The organism is Endozoicomonas sp. ALC013 (assembly GCF_049310205.1).
In the GTDB taxonomy this organism is placed as follows: Bacteria; Pseudomonadota; Gammaproteobacteria; order Pseudomonadales; family Endozoicomonadaceae; genus Endozoicomonas.
On sequence record NZ_JBLYNS010000045.1, the window covers coordinates 17,087 to 34,118 of the forward strand.

At 48.7% G+C, this 17,032-nt stretch carries 14 protein-coding genes; 8 read left to right on the forward strand and 6 right to left on the reverse strand.

Annotated features, from left to right (window positions below; genetic code table 11):
- The first annotated feature begins 28 nt into the window (after positions 1 to 28).
- The gene (locus tag ACO6V1_RS10460) at positions 29 to 1,489 is read left to right on the forward strand and encodes an FAD-dependent oxidoreductase (protein WP_422446331.1); all 1,461 of its coding nucleotides are present in this window, start codon (positions 29 to 31) and stop codon (positions 1,487 to 1,489) included.
- A 114-nt stretch (positions 1,490 to 1,603) separates the two neighbouring features.
- The gene (gene hemE / locus ACO6V1_RS10465; protein WP_422446329.1) at positions 1,604 to 2,674 is read left to right on the forward strand and encodes a uroporphyrinogen decarboxylase; all 1,071 of its coding nucleotides are present in this window, start codon (positions 1,604 to 1,606) and stop codon (positions 2,672 to 2,674) included.
- On the opposite strand, the gene ACO6V1_RS10470 is transcribed toward hemE, so the two are convergent.
- The 6 genes from ACO6V1_RS10470 to ACO6V1_RS10495 all read right to left on the reverse strand — a co-directional run bounded on the left by ACO6V1_RS10470 (position 2,659) and on the right by ACO6V1_RS10495 (position 10,801).
- Positions 2,659 to 5,022, reverse strand: a complete 2,364-nt coding sequence (locus ACO6V1_RS10470; protein WP_422446327.1) for a hybrid sensor histidine kinase/response regulator — start codon at positions 5,020 to 5,022, stop codon at positions 2,659 to 2,661. The genes hemE and ACO6V1_RS10470 overlap by 16 nt on opposite strands.
- A 250-nt stretch (positions 5,023 to 5,272) precedes the next feature.
- On the reverse strand, positions 5,273 to 6,553 hold the full coding sequence (gene purD / locus ACO6V1_RS10475) for a phosphoribosylamine--glycine ligase (RefSeq protein ID WP_422446325.1): 1,281 nt from the start codon (positions 6,551 to 6,553) through the stop codon (positions 5,273 to 5,275).
- 84 nt (positions 6,554 to 6,637) lie between these two features.
- The gene (gene purH, locus ACO6V1_RS10480) at positions 6,638 to 8,221 is read right to left on the reverse strand and encodes a bifunctional phosphoribosylaminoimidazolecarboxamide formyltransferase/IMP cyclohydrolase (RefSeq protein ID WP_422446322.1); all 1,584 of its coding nucleotides are present in this window, start codon (positions 8,219 to 8,221) and stop codon (positions 6,638 to 6,640) included.
- 164 nt (positions 8,222 to 8,385) lie between these two features.
- Positions 8,386 to 8,700 carry a DNA-binding transcriptional regulator Fis gene (gene fis, locus ACO6V1_RS10485; protein ID WP_209199972.1) on the reverse strand — a complete coding sequence of 105 codons (315 nt, stop codon included), beginning with the start codon at positions 8,698 to 8,700 and terminating at the stop codon, positions 8,386 to 8,388.
- On the reverse strand, positions 8,697 to 9,725 hold the full coding sequence (gene dusB / locus ACO6V1_RS10490) for a tRNA dihydrouridine synthase DusB (protein ID WP_422466803.1): 1,029 nt from the start codon (positions 9,723 to 9,725) through the stop codon (positions 8,697 to 8,699). The genes fis and dusB overlap by 4 nt, the downstream gene beginning before the upstream one ends.
- 554 nt (positions 9,726 to 10,279) lie before the next feature.
- Positions 10,280 to 10,801, reverse strand: coding sequence for a hypothetical protein (locus ACO6V1_RS10495; protein WP_422461108.1), 522 nt, complete (start codon positions 10,799 to 10,801; stop codon positions 10,280 to 10,282).
- A gap of 437 nt (positions 10,802 to 11,238) precedes the next feature.
- On the opposite strand from ACO6V1_RS10495, the gene ACO6V1_RS10500 reads away from it, so the two are divergent.
- From ACO6V1_RS10500 to ACO6V1_RS10525, 6 genes are all read left to right on the forward strand, one after another.
- On the forward strand, positions 11,239 to 12,456 hold the full coding sequence (locus tag ACO6V1_RS10500) for a hypothetical protein (RefSeq protein ID WP_422466797.1): 1,218 nt from the start codon (positions 11,239 to 11,241) through the stop codon (positions 12,454 to 12,456).
- A gap of 83 nt (positions 12,457 to 12,539) precedes the next feature.
- On the forward strand, positions 12,540 to 13,106 hold the full coding sequence (locus tag ACO6V1_RS10505; protein WP_422466805.1) for a polysaccharide biosynthesis/export family protein: 567 nt from the start codon (positions 12,540 to 12,542) through the stop codon (positions 13,104 to 13,106).
- A 65-nt stretch (positions 13,107 to 13,171) separates the two neighbouring features.
- Entirely contained in the window at positions 13,172 to 15,358 is a 2,187-nt protein-coding gene (locus ACO6V1_RS10510; RefSeq protein WP_422466799.1) for a GumC family protein, read from the forward strand.
- A gap of 397 nt (positions 15,359 to 15,755) precedes the next feature.
- Positions 15,756 to 15,893: a hypothetical protein gene (locus ACO6V1_RS10515; protein ID WP_422446314.1), complete on the forward strand. Its 138-nt coding sequence runs from the start codon at positions 15,756 to 15,758 to the stop codon at positions 15,891 to 15,893.
- 135 nt (positions 15,894 to 16,028) lie between these two features.
- A complete protein-coding gene (locus ACO6V1_RS10520) occupies positions 16,029 to 16,253 on the forward strand; it encodes an AbrB/MazE/SpoVT family DNA-binding domain-containing protein (RefSeq protein ID WP_422446312.1) in 225 nt (74 codons plus the stop codon).
- Positions 16,250 to 16,663 carry a type II toxin-antitoxin system VapC family toxin gene (locus ACO6V1_RS10525; RefSeq protein ID WP_422466801.1) on the forward strand — a complete coding sequence of 138 codons (414 nt, stop codon included), beginning with the start codon at positions 16,250 to 16,252 and terminating at the stop codon, positions 16,661 to 16,663. The genes ACO6V1_RS10520 and ACO6V1_RS10525 overlap by 4 nt, the downstream gene beginning before the upstream one ends.
- The last annotated feature ends 369 nt before the right edge of the window (positions 16,664 to 17,032 follow it).

The following is a 17,032-nucleotide window of genomic DNA, read 5'->3' on the forward strand; positions in this document are numbered from 1 at the left end:
CTACGAACAGCTTTGTGAGGTCAGCGAAATGTCACAGATACCATTAAAAAATGGCAGCAGCCTGAGCCAGAAAGAAAGAAGGCTGAATAACAACTTTCAGTTTGTTGATGTCGGTCGTCATGACCCGGATAAGAAAAGCCTGCGTCAGCGCAAAACAGAATTTGTGGAAATCTACCAACCGTTTGATGAGCGGCAGGTAAAAAATCAGGCGCATCGTTGCCTTTCCTGTGGTAACCCATACTGTGAATGGAAGTGTCCGGTACACAACTACATTCCGGATTGGTTGAAACTGGTCTCTGAAGGTCGTCTTTTTGAAGCGGCAGACCTGTCACACCAGACCAATACACTGCCAGAAGTGTGCGGCCGGGTTTGTCCACAGGATCGCCTCTGTGAAGGTGCCTGTACACTGAATGACGGCTTTGGTGCGGTAACCATCGGGTCTACCGAGAAATACATTACCGACACGGCGCTGGCGCTCGGCTGGCGTCCGGATATGTCCAAGGTGTCCTGGACCGATAAAAAAGTGGCCATCATCGGTGCCGGACCGGCAGGTCTGGGCTGTGCCGATGTACTGGTACGCAATGGTGTGACGCCGGTGGTGTTTGATAAAAACCCGGAAATCGGTGGCTTGTTGACCTTCGGTATTCCAGAGTTCAAGCTGGAAAAGCACGTTATGAGCCGTCGTCGTGAAGTGTTTACTGAAATGGGGATTGAGTTTCAGCTGAACACGGAAATCGGTAAAGACATCACCATGGAGAAGCTGCTTGAGGAGTATGATGCGGTATTCATGGGCATGGGAACTTACACCTATATGAAAGGCGGCTTCCCGGGTGAAGATCTTGAAGGTGTCCATGATGCGCTGCCTTACCTGATTTCCAGTGTGAACCGTAACCTCGGCTTTGAACAGGATCCGGCAGACTTTATTGATATGAAGGGCAAGCGGGTGGTGGTACTGGGTGGCGGTGATACCGCCATGGACTGTAACCGCACGGCGATTCGTCAGGGAGCCAGGTCGGTTACCTGTGCTTATCGTCGTGATGAAGAGAATATGCCTGGCTCCCGCCGTGAAGTTGCCAATGCCAGACAGGAAGGTGTGAACTTCCTGTTTAACCGCCAGCCGGTAGAAATTGTTGGTGATGGCAAGGTAGAGGGCATCCGTCTGGTAACCACTGAACTGGGCGAACCGGATGACAACGGTCGTCGCCGTCCACAGGTAGTAGAAGGCAGTGACCAGATACTGGAAGCGGATGTGGTTCTGGTGGCCTTCGGTTTTCGTCCAAGCCCGGCTGACTGGTTTGAGCAGCACGATATTCAGATTGATGAAGGTGGCCGGGTGGTAGCCCCGGAAAAAGCCAGGTACAAATTCCAGACCAGTAATCCCCAGGTGTTTGCCGGTGGTGATATGGTTCGTGGGTCAGATTTGGTGGTCACCGCCATCTGGGAAGGTCGTCAGGCAGCAGATGGTATTCTTGATTACCTGGATGTCTGATTAATCACTCTTTTTTACGATAATGTAGGGGCGTTTTTCCAATCCGGAAGCGCCCCTGTTTTTTCTACAGCCTGGAATACTGATGGTTCAGGCAACGCTGGTATCGGGACTTTTATGACTCCATTGAAAAATGACCGCTTTCTTCGAGCTTTGCTCAGGGAGCCAGTTGATGTAACTCCCGTCTGGATGATGCGCCAGGCCGGCCGTTATTTACCGGAATACCGGGAAACCAGGGCCCGTGCCGGTGACTTTATGGCCCTGTGCAAGAACGCAGAGCTTGCCTGTGAAGTAACTTTGCAGCCATTGGAACGATTCCCGCTGGATGCGGCGATTCTCTTTTCCGATATTCTCACGATTCCCGATGCCATGGGTCTTGGGCTTTATTTTTCAGCCGGTGAAGGGCCGAAGCTCAAAAAGCCGGTTCGTAATGCCGCTGATGTTGCAGCGCTGACCGTGCCAGACCCGGAAAAAGACCTGGGTTATGTGATGGATGCGGTGAGAACCATTCGGCGTGAACTCAATGGTCGGGTGCCGCTGATTGGTTTTTCCGGCAGCCCCTGGACACTGGCAACCTATATGATTGAAGGTGGCAGTAGCAAAGACTTTCGTCGTATAAAAGCGATGATGTTTGATCAGCCAGAACTGCTGAAGCAAGTGTTGAGCGTGCTTGCCGAGTCAGTGACCAGCTACCTGAATGCCCAGATAGAAGCGGGTGCCCAGGCGGTGCAGATTTTTGATACCTGGGGTGGGGTGCTCAGTTCACAGAACTATCGTGACTTCTCACTGCACTATATGGACAGGATTGTGAAAGGCCTGAAGCGGGAAAATGAAGGCAGAAAAGTGCCGGTTATTCTCTTTACCAAAAATGGTGGGCAGTGGCTTGAAGCGATGGCCGATACCGGTGCCGATGCCCTGGGGTTGGACTGGACAACCGATATGGGTGAAGCACGACAGAGGGTAGGTAACCGGGTGGCGTTACAGGGCAATATGGACCCATCAGCGCTTTATGCATCACCGGAACGTATTCGCCGGGAAGTGGCAACCGTTCTGGAAAAATTTGGCACAGGCAATGGCCATGTGTTCAATCTGGGGCATGGCATTCACCAATATGTTGAGCCGGAAAAGGCGGGTGCCTTTGTGAATGCCGTACATGAACTGTCTGCCCAATATCATGCTTCCGTATAACGCTGTTGCCTGCTGTTAAGGGCCTTTATCAGGGCGCTTTGTACGGTAAACCGGGTAACCGGCTTGGTGAGAATTGAGCTGATACCCAGTTTGCTGGACTGGTGCTTACTGGGAGGGTTACTGACCCCGGTCAGCATAATAATGGCTGGCAATGGGTCAATACCCGGGTCGTCATTGATTCGTTCTGCGACCTGTAAACCTTTCAGCCCGGGCATCTGGTGGTCAAGAATAATGATATCAAATGCTCGGTTCAGGTAAGCTTCGTTACGAATCATGGCAAGGGCTTCCGGGCCATCTTCTGCTTCGATCACCGAAATACCCAATAGATGACATTGCTGGCGGAGCACTTTACGACAGGTTGCACTGTCATCAGCAATCAGTACCCGCATATTTTCATACTGGTTTTGCTGAGGTATTTCATCTTGTCTGGGTTGCTTATTCTCTTCTCCACAGGAGCAGGGCAAAGTAAATGAGAGGATATTGGCCCGTTTACTGACCTTTCCTCCAAGCTGTCGTATAAGACGAGTTGCAAGGTATAGATTCAGCCTCATGACTGTCTCTGCTTTTATCTCGGATAAAGAGTGCTCACCGGATAAATGTTTTTCTGCAATGCTGCTACCGGCAGGGTTTTTGAAACTGAACTCAAACAGCAGTTTACCGGCAGCATCTCTCTGAATAGAAAGTGCAACCTCTCCCGTTTCAGCCTGGCTCAGCCCATAGAACAGAAATGCTTCCAGAATCAATGAGACCCGATAGCCTTCGATATGACATTCGGCGGACATGCTTTCATCAACGAAGCAGATAATTTCAATATTCTGCTGTTCCGCACGATACTGGAAATGATGAATCAGCTCATCCACTGTGTTGTGTATATCAACCAGTCGTGTGTCCGACGTTATTTCCTGGTTTTGAGCCTTAATGCTGGAGGCCAGTAGATTGACCAGGTTGCCCAGTTCATAACCCGCGTAGCGAAGTGTTTGCACGTAGTCTTCCTGCTTCGGGGTCAATGGTGTACTCAGTAACAGCTCTGACATGCCCATCACACCATTCAGTGGCGTTCGCATTTCATGGCCCAGCGATTTCATGGTCTCTTCGTCCAGCTCATCCCGTTGTCGGACGCTATCCGAAAATTTTTCCCTGTTGATCACTTTTCTGTTGACTCTCCCTGACAGCGACAGGAAGCCGAGTGTTAAAGCCAATGTTTGAATCAGTAGCCAGGTCGTGTTTCTGGAAGATATCCCCAATGCACCGGTTTGGTTCAGGGCGAAAATACATTGACTGATGACGAGGGGGACCAGCAACCAGGGTGATATATAGAGGCGATGGGGTTTTACCAGCCAAAAAGACAGGCAGAAGCAGGCATTACCGATCAGCGTCAGTACCAGCAGATGAGTATTTAACATACTACTGTCGCTTAGTGGCAACCAGAGGGCTGATACCAGGTAAATAAACGAGAAAATATTAAAGAAACGGATAAGCAGTGGCCTATGATAGCCAAAGAGGTTTATGGCCAGCTGACAGAAGGTCAGGCTGATTAACAGCAGTGATAATTTGTAGAGCCAGGCTTCTGCGGTGATGGGTATGTAAAACCAGGTGCTCAGATAGCCCTGCCAGGAAGCCATAAAAATGAGTGCAAAGATAGCACCTGAAGCCAGCAGTAGATGAAAAATACGACGGTGATTAGAAGGTGAGAGGCTGTTTGAAGTTTTTGATGGCTGTTTTATCGACAGGAAAAGCCAGGCATTGGCAAGAATCATTGATATCAACAGACCGCTGATTAATCCGGTTTGCCAGTGTTTATACCACTGCTGTTTGATCAACTGATCAAAGCTACCCAGTTTCAGACTATTGCTCAGTTCAGGATGAAACGGTGCTTTAAGGTATATCATTGCGGACTGAGCTGGCAGCAGCGTAAAGCTCGTGGTGTTGACCTGATCCAGTGGCAGTGGTTTAACGACAGTCTTGCCAGTGGCAGCGCTGACGTATGTGAGATAAAGGGTCGGCAGTTCCTGCTGCTGATAATCCACAGACAGGATGGGATGCACTACTTCTGACGTATGGTTGGTAACAGGAAAGCGTAACCAGAGGTTTTGTTGCTGTTCTTCGGTGCGGAGTAAGTTAGGCTGCCATGGGGCAAAGCGGTATTTGAACGCTCCCTCAACCAGCGCATTGATGGATAGTTGTCTAGTGTCGTCAATATAGAACTCTGTACTCGCTCCAGGCTGGAGTAAGTAGGATGATTGATTAATGTCGACATTCGCAGATGCATTCAGGGCGGAGAAAGTAAACGATAAAATAAATAGCAGTGCGAATGTCCATTTTTGCCGTGTAAAGGCTTGATAAAACACTGTTGAAAATTCCGTTTTTCGTATTTATTGCAGAATTATACTGAAAACTGACTGGTTGGACAGTGAATCAGTCGACGGTTTACGCAAGAACAGGAAATTCAGGGGATTTTCCTGAAGTATGACAAAGTGAAAGGCTTTTTTTAAACTGCAGAGAACACAAAGCTCACGAAGAAAAAAGATAAGAAGTTTTATCTTTCTTTGTGGGCTTTGTGTTCTCTGTGGTTAAAAGTCTTTTGCCTGACCTCTGTAACTATGCCTCTTCCCGGACGATGGCTCTATGGCCGATGTCTGTACGATAGTAGACGTCTTTCCAGTCAATGGTTGTGACCGCGTTATAGGCCTGCTGTTGAGCTTCCTTCACGGTCTCGCCCAGGGCGGTCACACAGAGTACCCGGCCGCCATTGGTCAGGGTTTTGCCCTCTTCAACACGGGTTCCGGCCTGGAAGACTTTGGCATTGATGATATTATCGATGCCCGTGATTTCATCACCCTTGCGGTAGGCTTCCGGGTAACCACCGGCTGCCATGACCACGCCAAGGGCAGTGCGGCTGTCCCACTCAATCTCAACCTGATCCAGCTCACCACGGGTACCGGCCAGGCACAGTTCTACCAGGCTGGACTTCAGGCGCATCAGGATGGGTTGGGTTTCCGGGTCACCAAAACGACAGTTGTATTCCAGTACTTTGGGGGTGCCATCAGCATCAATCATTAATCCGGCGTAGAGGAAGCCCCGGTATGGCATGCCTTCGCTGGCCATGCCCTGTACCGTTGGGATGATGACTTCCTTCATGGCTCGGTCATGAATTGTCGGCGTCACCACAGGCGCAGGAGAATATGCACCCATACCGCCGGTATTCGGGCCTTTATCGTCATTGTCACGGGCTTTGTGATCCTGGCTGGTGGCCATGGGGAGAATGTTTTTGCCGTCCACCATGACGATAAAACTGGCTTCTTCGCCGGTAAGAAACTCTTCAATCACCACACGGTGACCGGCTTCACCAAAAGCATTGCCAGCCAGCATGTCGTCAATAGCAGCAAAAGCTTCCTGCTCCGTCTGGGCGAGAATCACGCCTTTACCGGCAGCAAGTCCATCAGCTTTCACCACAATAGGTGTACCCTGTTGTTTGACGTAGGCTTTAGCGGGTTCAATCTCTGTGAAGTTCTGGTAGGCGGCGGTGGGGATATTATGGCGGGCAAGAAAATCTTTGGTGAATGCCTTGGAGCCTTCCAGCTGGGCCGCTGCCTGTGACGGACCAAATATCGCCAGACCTGCTTGTTCAAACTGGTCAACAACGCCCGCCACCAATGGTGCTTCCGGGCCGACAATGGTCAGGTCAATGTTTTCTGACTGGGCAAATTCAACCAGTCTGGTGATATCCAGCACATCGATAGCAACGTTGGATACTTTGTTTTCAGAGGCGGTGCCAGCATTACCGGGAGCGACAAACACTTGTGTAACATTGTCGTCTTGAGCCGCTTTCCATGCCAGGGCATGCTCCCGCCCGCCATTGCCGATGATCAGTACTTTCATAAAGGATGTCCTTTTTTTGAACCACAGAGACCACGGAGTGCACAAAGGTTTTCTTTTTGTGATTTCTGCTGGGGAAAATTTTTCTCAATGGCGGAAATGCCGAACGCCGGTAAATACCATGGCTATGCCTGCCTGGTTGGCGGCGTCAATCACTTCCTGGTCTCGCATGGAGCCACCGGGCTGGATGACCGCAGTAATACCTGCACTGGCTGCGGCGTCAATACCGTCCCGGAATGGGAAGAAGGCATCGGATGCCATCACGGAACCACGAACTTCCAGCCCTTCATCCGCTGCCTTGATGCCGGCAATGCGGGCACTGTAAACACGGCTCATCTGGCCTGCGCCGATACCGATTGTCTGTGAGTGCCTGGCATAGACAATGGCATTGGACTTCACAAATTTCGCGACCTTCCAGGCGAACTGAAGGTCGGCCATTTCCTGCTCGGTCGGGGCGCGATCCGTCACCACTTTCAGATCAGAAGGATCAATAATACGGATATCGGAATCCTGAACCAGCAGGCCGCCATTGACACGCTTGAAATCCGGCAAAGGAGTTGGCTCAGCTGCCAGTTGGCCAGCGGTTAATACCCGAATGTTCTGCTTATTCTGAAGAGTGGCGGCCGCTTCAGCGTCCATTTCGGGAGCGATAATGACTTCCACAAACTGGCGCTCAATAATAGTACGGGCTGTGGTCATATCCAGCTTGCGGTTAAAGGCGATAATGCCGCCGAAGGCAGAGGTTGGATCGGTTTCGTAAGCGCGGTTGTAGGCTTCAAGAATATCTGTGCCGGTTGCCACACCGCAGGGGTTGGCGTGTTTGACGATAACACAGGCTGGCAGATCAAACGCTTTAACGCATTCCAGGGCTGCATCGGTATCGGCAATATTGTTGTAGGAAAGCGCTTTGCCTTGCAGTTGTCTGGCGCTGGAAACCGTGCCTTCAGGCGGGTTCTTTTCTGTGTAGAAGGCGGCTTTCTGGTGCGGGTTTTCACCGTAGCGCAGATCTTCTACTTTAATAAACTGGCTGTTGAAAGTGCGTGGGAAAGCTTCCGGCTCATCGTCATCGCTGTTAATGGCGGTGCCCATGTAGTTGGCAATGGCACCATCGTAGCCGGCTGTATGCTCAAATGCCTTCACGGCCAGATCAAAGCGGGTGGTCAGATCAATCAAGCCATTATTGTCAGCCAGGCTGTCCAGTACGCACTGGTAATCACTGGCGTTCACCACAATGGTGGTATCGCGGTAGTTCTTGGCGGCGGCCCGAACCATGGTCGGGCCGCCAATATCGATGTTCTCAATGGCGGTGGCCAGATCGCAGTCAGGGCGGGCAATGGTTTGCTCGAAGGGGTAGAGGTTGACCACAACCAGGTCGATAGGCTGGATGCCATACTGGTCCATGACGGATTCATCCTGGCCGCTGCGGCCCAGAATGCCACCATGAACCTTGGGGTGGAGGGTTTTCACCCTGCCGTCCATCATTTCCGGGAAGCCGGTATAGTCAGAAATCTCAATGGCAGGAATATCGTTCTCAACCAGCAGTGCATAAGTTCCGCCTGTGGACAGAATTTCAACCGAATGCTGTTGCAGTGTCCGGGCGAACTCAACAATTCCTGTTTTGTCGGAAACGCTAATCAGAGCCCGGCGAATCGGGCGTGTCGTGACTGCCATCGTTTCTCACTCACCGTTTGTTGGAATAGATAGTTGGAATAAAAATTCTGGCAGATTTTAGCTGGAAATGGTGGCTATTGGCAGGGGGAGAGGGAATAAAGGGGAAATCAGTAGTGTCCTTGGTCCAGAAACTACTGATTAGATTGAAAAGAGTAATGAACCAATTAAAGCAGGCCGTACTGCTTCAGCTTCTTGCGCAGGGTACCCCGGTTCAGGCCCAGTAATGTGGCCGCGCGGGTCTGGTTGCCCTTGACGTAAGCCATGACCGTTTCCAGCAGAGGTGCTTCTACTTCAGACAGCACCATTTGATAGACATCGGTGACGTCCTGCCCGTCCAGGTGGGCAAAGTAGTTATTCATGGATTTTTCCACACTGTCGCGCAGAGTCTGGGACTCCGGTATTCTCGACGCTGTGGCAAGGCTTCCCCCATGGCCATTTACTGGACGACCTTCTTCTACGATTACTTGTGTTGCCGTCATGCCGCTATGTCCTCTCCGTTACCTTCTGACTTCTTCGCAAAAGTCGACTCTGAAAAACGCTGAAAATACTCCTGAATGCAGGTGCGCTGTTCTTCCGAAGATTCCAGCTTATTAAAATGCCGACGAAACTCCAGGCCGGATGGCTGGTCCTGCATGTACCAGCCCACATGTTTTCTGGCAATCCGCACAGCCTGGAGCTCCTGGTAAAAAAGGCCGTAGAACTGATGGAGGGCTTCCAGGTGCCTCAAAAGGATTGCCTGAACCTCATTCTGATCCGGGGCTGCCAACCGTTCCCCGTGTTGCAGGTAGTGATTGATCTCCCGGAATAGCCAGGGACGGCCCTGGGCGGCACGGCCAATCATTAATGCGTTGGCACCGGTAACGTCCAGCACATGCCGTGCTTTCTCCGGTGAGGTGATGTCACCATTGGCAATCACCGGGATAGTCACCGCCTCAACAATACGGGCGATGGTTTCGTATTCCGCTTCACCGTTATACATGCAGGCCCGGGTGCGGCCATGAACCGCCAGGGCGGCAATGCCACACTGTTCGGCCAGTTTGGCAACCGCAACACCGTTGCGGTTGTCCGGGTCCCAGCCGGTACGAATCTTCAGGGTCACCGGAATATCCACCGCCGCCGTTACCGCTTTCAGGATGGACTCCACCAGATCAATGTCCCGCAGCAGGGCAGAACCGGCCGCCTTATTGCAAACCTTCTTGGCAGGGCAGCCCATGTTGATGTCTATGATCTGGGCACCAAACTCCTGGTTCAGCCTGGCCGCCTCGGCCATCTGCTCCGGATCGCCTCCGGCAATCTGCACGGAGCGTGGTTCGGACTCACAGCTGTGATCCATGCGTAGCCTGGACTTACGGGTATTCCAGAGCTTTGGGTTGCTGGTCACCATCTCCGACACCGCCATGCCTGCACCCATTTTCAGGCAGAGTTTGCGAAACGGACTGTCGGTAACGCCCGCCATGGGTGCCAGTACCACCGGGTTAGCGATGGAGTAAGGACCAATCTTCAACGGTGCTGGCGCTGTGTGTTCTGACAAGAGTTGACCTGACAAAAAAGAAAGCCTCAATCTGACGGATGATGATGAAATCAACGGGTCATCATACTCTCTACATATTTCACGATAAAGTGAAATTGATCAATATTTGTTCAGCTAAAAGTAGTGGATTTGCCAATGCAAAAACCATTACTCATTTCACCTCAGACCTTCTGGCGCAGATCAATAATAGAGCCAATGGGTTGTGCATTTTTTGATATAGGTCAGCAAGAAGCCGGTTCAATGCAGGCATAAGCACTGAATTTGTTCAATTTGTTGATAGGTCGCATTAAAAGTGGGCATTTTTTGAGCCGTGGAAGGGCTGTTTTTAACCACAAAAGCTACAACGTTATTTTTAGAATGCGTCTTGCACTCCTTGAGTGGAACAGCTTTTGGTTCGCGGGAAATCTGTTGAGGCTATATATCTTCTTCCCCAAATAACAGACCTATAAAACGAAAAGGTGAAAACCTTTGGATTCTTCTTGGTTAAAAACATAAAAAAACACCCGATCGAATCGGGTGCATTTAAATCAGTTATCGCTGATGGAGGACTCTCTGTCATTGGAGCCAGAATTAGCAGGAGGCGGTGGTGGTGGAAGTAGTGGGGCGATTTCTTGTTGTTCCGCCTCGATTTCTTCAGTCGTTTCAACATCATCGAGTGCTGTCACCAGTTGCTCAAACTGTCCGGCGGCCTGGTCGATCATGCTCATCAGCTCAGCACTATTGCCAGCTCCTGCCTTGGCTGCATTGACGATGATTTCTTTTTGGTCAGGTGCCTGACTGATGGCGGCAGAAACAATTTGACCAGTCTGTAGAGGATAAACTTTAACTGCGGCTTCAATCAAAGCAGAAAGGAGTTCTGGCTGATTATTCAGTTGTATAGCAGCACTGCTGATAACTGATTCAATAGAGGAATTTTCAGCCTGCATTGCTATGGTTAGCGCCTGGTCGGCTGGCATGGTGGCCAGGTCCTGTACCAGATCTGCCTGGGCCATACCAACAATAGCGATCAGCGACAATGCACTTGAGGCAAGTAAGTGTTTTGGTTTCATCCGGGTTCCTGTATGGCAAAGCGCCCTGATGGGCGTGAACGTTTAGGAATTACCATGGGAAGCGATGATTCATTGAAAATAAACAACAATTTCCTGATCAGCGAGATCCAATGAAGTTAGATATCCATTTTTCAGGGATTGGCTTTCGTTTAATAGAAAGAGCCAGTTTTTAAATATATTAATATATTGCTAGAAATTATATTTAAACTGATTTTATAATACAAACTAATTTTTTAGGTCTATTAGTACAACTGCTTATTTTTTAGAGATCTCCGGTTAGTAAATAAATAGGAAAGCAGGCTGGCATCAATTTTGCTGTGTGATTACAGGTCTTACTTCCCAAGGTATGGCGGGATCATTGATGACAAGAGCTTTTCAGGCTCGACATGTCTGGACTGACAAGTGCCTTTAAAAGATGCATTAGGGATGAGTAGGAAATGAAGGGAATAAGTAAGCTCGCTATTGGTATTGCCCTGACCAGTCATGGTTTGAGGGCGGTTGCTGCGGTAGAAGAGCCTGCACATATAGACTGGGGTGTCGTTGAAGTAACTCCTCTGGCTGTTCTGAATATTGGCTATGATGACAATATCTTTCAAAATAGTGTGACCGATGGCCTGAAAAACAAAAGCTCTACGGTTTATGACCTGGAAGCATCTGTTGAATTTAAGGCGCAGCAGGGTTTGAATACCTATGTGGTAAGAGCAGCAGCAAAAAACAAACATTTTACCAGTGAGCAGGATGCTGACTTTACCAATATTGGCCTTGATGCCAACCTTAATCACGAGCTGAATAGTCGTAACCGGATAGATTTGACGCTGGGTATTGGCAATTACCATGATGAAGGTTCAACAGTAAATGGTGTTGTTGATCTAAGTGCCCCTGAATACATCCGCACCACTGGTCGTCTCCTCTACGGTCTGGGTGGCCAGGAAGCCATCCTTCGTGCTGACCTATTTGGTGGCTACAACATGCAGGACTACAAAACCAGTAATGGCCTTGCACAAGGTAATGACCGCAAAACAACGGAATTGGGTGGTACCGCATTTTACCGTTTTATGCCCGTAACTGATGCACTGGTAGAAATCAAGCAGCGCAAGCTGGATTACACCGGTGTAAACAGTGCCGGTTATGACATTACCAGTTATCTGGTGGGTCTGAGTTGGGAAGCTACAGTGAAAACCACCGGTTACGCCAAGCTGGGTCGTCGCTACCGTAGCAGTCAGGTCAGTGGGGTAGGCTCAGAAGGCTATACCGGTTGGGAGGTGGGTGCCAGTTACCTGCCCCTGGAGCACTCCCTGATTCAGTTCAGTACTGCTCGTGACTACGGTCTTGAGTCTGGTAATCCACAGGATGTGACTTTTACTCAGGGTACCAGCACTGAGGTAAGCTGGAAACACGGCTGGACATCTCGTATCTCAACCCGTGTTACTTACCGATACACCAATGAAGAGTTGCAAAGAGCGAGTGGTGAAGCTCTGAAGCACCTTACGTTAAATGATTTTGGTGTAGGAGTTGAATGGCAACTGCGTCGTTATGCGACACTGGGTTTTTCTTGGAATACCATCGACCGGAATGAAAAGGCTCTGGCTGTGGGCCAGACTCCGGATGGATTTAGCCGTAATGTATACATGCTGACGGCTGAAGTGTCTCTTTAATCTTGTTTAAATGTTAATGGTTATAAAATAAGTCGACGACTAAAGTCGTCAGTTTCCTGTTTTTTGCAGAAATGGTAGTGAATATGGAAGGACCCTGTTTGCTGGCTAGAAGGGTAAAACCGCTTCTGGTAATTATCTTCCCCACCCTGACGCTGATGGCAAATATCACGAATGCAGAGCTGGTGAGTTACTCTACCTACGGCCTGAGTTCTGGTGACCAGATAAGTATCACCGTCTTTGGTGAAGAGGATATGGAGGTGGAAACCAGGCTGACCGATGCGGGCACCATCACCTACCCATTTCTGGGTGAGATTCGGGTGAAGGGAAAGACGGTCGGTGAGTTGCAGTCGTTTCTGACCAGTGAGCTTAAGGGGGATTACTTTATTGACCCGAAAGTGACCGTCAGAATTACCGAATACCGCAAGTTCTTTGTCAGTGGTGAAGTTAAATCACCTGGTGGTTTCAGTTTTGAACCGGGGTTAACTCTTGAAAAGGCGGTGGCCCTTGCTGGTGGTTTTACCCAGCGTGCGGCACGTAAAGAGGTGGTGGTTACCCGTGAAGAAAATGGTCATTTGCAGGAACGTACCATGGCACTGAATAACTCGGTGCTTCCTGGTGATATTGTCAATGTTAAAGAGAGCTTTTTTTAAGTAATAAATTCCTGATTCAGGCAGTAAACGGGAGTTTGTTGCCTCATCTGTTAGAAGTCATAGTTATGAGTAATTCACAACCCACTCGACTGCCGGGTATTGCAGAGCAAGATGAAGAAATTATCGACCTGCGCCAGATTGTTCAGGTGCTGGTCAATTACCGCTGGCCAATTATTGGCTTTACCCTGGCGGTCAGTCTAATTGTCATTCTGGTGGTGTTTTCTATTACACCGGTCTATCAGGCGACCACGGTTCTGCAAATAGAACAGGAGCAGGCCAAGGTGCTTTCCATTGAGGAGGTCTATGGCATTGAAGGCAGCGACAGTTACCTGAATACCCAGTTTGAAGTGCTGAAATCCCGGGGGGTTCTGGAAAAGGTAGTGGATAAACTCGGACTGATGAATAACCCGGAGTTTAATGATCGTTTGAACAATGCTCCCTGGTATGTCGGGCTGCTGGACTGGAAAGTATGGTTAGGCCTTCAGGAGCCCGGGGGAGAAGTTGATGAGTCTTCGGTGCGCAGGGATGTGATCAATGCCCTGAATAAAAAAGTCAGCATTGAGCCTGTACGCAAAACTCAGGTGGTGAAAATACACGCCCAGTCCGAAAACCCGAAACTGGCAGCTGCCATTGCCAATGCGGTGGCCGGTGCCTATATCGAAGCTTATATGGAAGCAAAACTATCCCTGACGCTCAGTGCTACTGACTGGATGCAGGGACGGATGAATGAGCTTTCTGAGAAGTTACGTATTGCTGAGCAGAGTCTTCAGAATTACCGGGACAGTGAAGACCTGGTGGACCTGGAAGGGGTATTAACCATTTCCAGTGATGAGTTAAAAGCCCTGACGAAGTCACTGGTGGCATTGCGTCGGAAACTGGCGGTGTCTGAAGGTATTTATCAGCAGATTCAAAATGGTGGTATAAAAAATAGTCATGATTCACTAAAGGCGGTGTTAAACCATCCACTGATAAAAGACTTAAAAACTGAAGAAGCAAAAAGTCAGCGATTGGTTCAGGAGCTTTCCCGTCGCTATGGGCCAAAGCACCCGAAAATGATTGCAGCACGCAGTGACCTGGAAAGCCTTGAGAATAATATTGACAGCCAGATTGGTAATATTGTTGAAGGGGTAGAGCGGGACTATGAGCTGGATAAAGCCAACGAACGCAGCCTTGAGGACGCGGTTGCGGAGGCAAAGGTCAATGTGCAGGCAATCAACCGCAAACAGTTCCGCTTAAGGGCGTTGGAACGTGAAGTACAGACTAATAAAGATCTTTACGACGCATTCTTTAAACGTATTCAGGAAACTTCGGCCACCAGCGATTTACAGACCGCTAATGCTCGTATTGTGGATCAGGCCTATGCGCCTCAGCACCCAATAAAACCAAAGAAAAAACTGATTGTTGTTGTGGCTGGCTTGATGGGGCTGTTGTTTTCCTGTGGTGTTGCTTTCCTGCTGGAGATGCTGAACAACACTATCCGTACAACAAGCGACGTTGAAGAAAAGCTGAATCTGCCAGTGCTGGGAGTGCTGCCAAAGATGACCGATAAAAAACTGGATGGTCAGATTCACAGCCTGTTCACCAATAAAGACCAGCATGGATTTGGAGAGGCGATTCGGACTATTCGGACCGGCATCAACCTGAGCGCAATGGATCAGGAGCATAAACTCTTTGCTATTACCTCTACTGCGCCCGGTGAGGGTAAGTCATCCATTGCTTCCAATATGGCGCTGGCGCTGGGGCAGCTGGGTAAAACCTTGTTGATTGACTGCGACCTGCGTCGTCCGGTTTTAGGTAAGAACTTCGCTATTAAAGGTGGTTCTGCTGGCCTGGCAAACCTGCTGTTGGGTTCGGCTTCAGTTGATGAAGCGGTGCATACGGTGGATGGCATTGATGTAATCCCCTGTGGCCTGATACCACCAAACCCCCAGGAGCTCCTGGCTTCTGAGCGTTACGGCATGCTGCTGAAACAGCTGAAAGAGCACTACGACTATGTGCTGCTGGACTGTCCACCGGTGCAGAACGTCAGTGATGTGCTGATGATCTCCCGCCATTGCGATGGCTTGATCTATGTGGTTGAAGCTGGCCGCATGCAGGTGAATGCAATACAGGTGGCGGTTGGTCGTCTGTTACAGGCCCGAACGCCAGTGACAGGAGCAGTGTTGAATAAGATCAATCCGTTGCAAAAAGATGCTTATGGCTATACCCAGGGCTATTACGACCATAACGGCTATAACTCTGGCATTGTTTAATTGGCTTTTTTGTTAACTGGGGAGGAGGCCACAAAAACAGAAAAAAGAAAAAATTTTTATTCGTATCCTTTGTGATCAATGTAATTAAAAAAAATTATAAGGAAAATGATAATTAGTAATTCTGTTATTACTTTGTCATTTATTATGTCTACATTAGCTATACATCGATTTTCAAATACCAGATAAATGCCCTCATTGCAGGGGGTGAAAGTTAAAGAGTAGCAATATGCCTGCGGCATGATTTTTACAAACAGACGTTGCGCTGTTCCAACATAGAGCGCAAAAGATGGTGAGCGGTAGCGTGCTTGCGACCAGAGAATCGGGGTAAGGTTTATATCCGGGATTTATTTGGGGTGGATTCTTAAAGCTTCTGATCAACTTCCTGAAAATTACTGAGATGAAAATACAGGACCTGGAGCAGGAAATTGAGAAAACACCTGGCGAGCTACTTCTTGCGCTGCTGACCATTGTTCACAGCTTCGGCAAAATGTTGCCTTGGACAGAGCAGAAGAATCTTTTGCACAAGGGTAAATAGAGGCCGCCAACGGTAATTACCGGCCACTGGCTGGCCCCGGCTTTTCGGGTTTCTGGGCTGATTCCATTGGCTTTTCTGGTACACACTCTCAAGTAATACTATATTAGTATTACTTTAAGCCAGAGATAGAAAATCATGAGAGTTACTATAAAAGGCCAGGTCACTATCCCCAGGGAAGTGAGGGAGGCACTCGGAGTTGTGCCGGGAAGTGAAATAGATTTTATTGAGGAGAACGGCAGATTCTATCTGGCAAAAAGAGACCAACTAAAAACGAAGAAAAAATTTGCCCGGTTCAGAGGAATCGCTTCTGCCCAAATGAGCACAGATGAAATTATGGGGTATACGAGGGGAAAACCGTGAACGGCATTCTCATCGACTCTTCTGTTCTTCTGGACTTATTGACCAATGACAAAAACTGGGCTGATTGGTCAGAAAATATTCTGGAACAGTACAGCCAGAGCAATAGCCTATTCATCAACTCAATGGTATACACAGAAATATCGATTCGTTTCAAAACAATAGAAGAAGTCGATGAAACATTAACTGAAATGGGCATTAAAGTTTTGGAAATGCCACGTGAAGCGCTATTTCTGGCAGGAAAAGTTTTCCTTCAATATAGAAAAAACAAAGGCAATAAAACATTACCATTGCCTGATTTCTTTATTGGAGCCCATGCTTTGACTTCAAATTTCCAACTGATAACACGGGATAATGGAAAATTCACAAGCTATTTTCCCACCCTGAGATTGATAACTCCTGGCACTAATTAATTAGTGAAGCAGAATTATTTCAGTTCATAGCAAATGGCTGACTGGCTTGTAAACATGGGCATTACGACAGTAGTCGTTATTCACATAGTGAGTGCTTTTACCACAGCAAATCAGCATGTTTTGGCCAGGTTAAAGTGTTACAAAGGCTTTCAATACAAACGATAGTACCCTTCAAACTCTAAACTCAATTTTTAAATACCTATTGCAAGATAATATTAAAGGATTAATGGTGTCATGAGTGATAGAAGCTTATGGGTGGACTACTCAAAAGCCATCGGTATAGTGCTGGTAGTCTATGGTCATGTTGCAAGAGGTGTTTATAATGCTTCAATTCCATTGAATGTTGGTGTTTACACATTAGTCGACAGT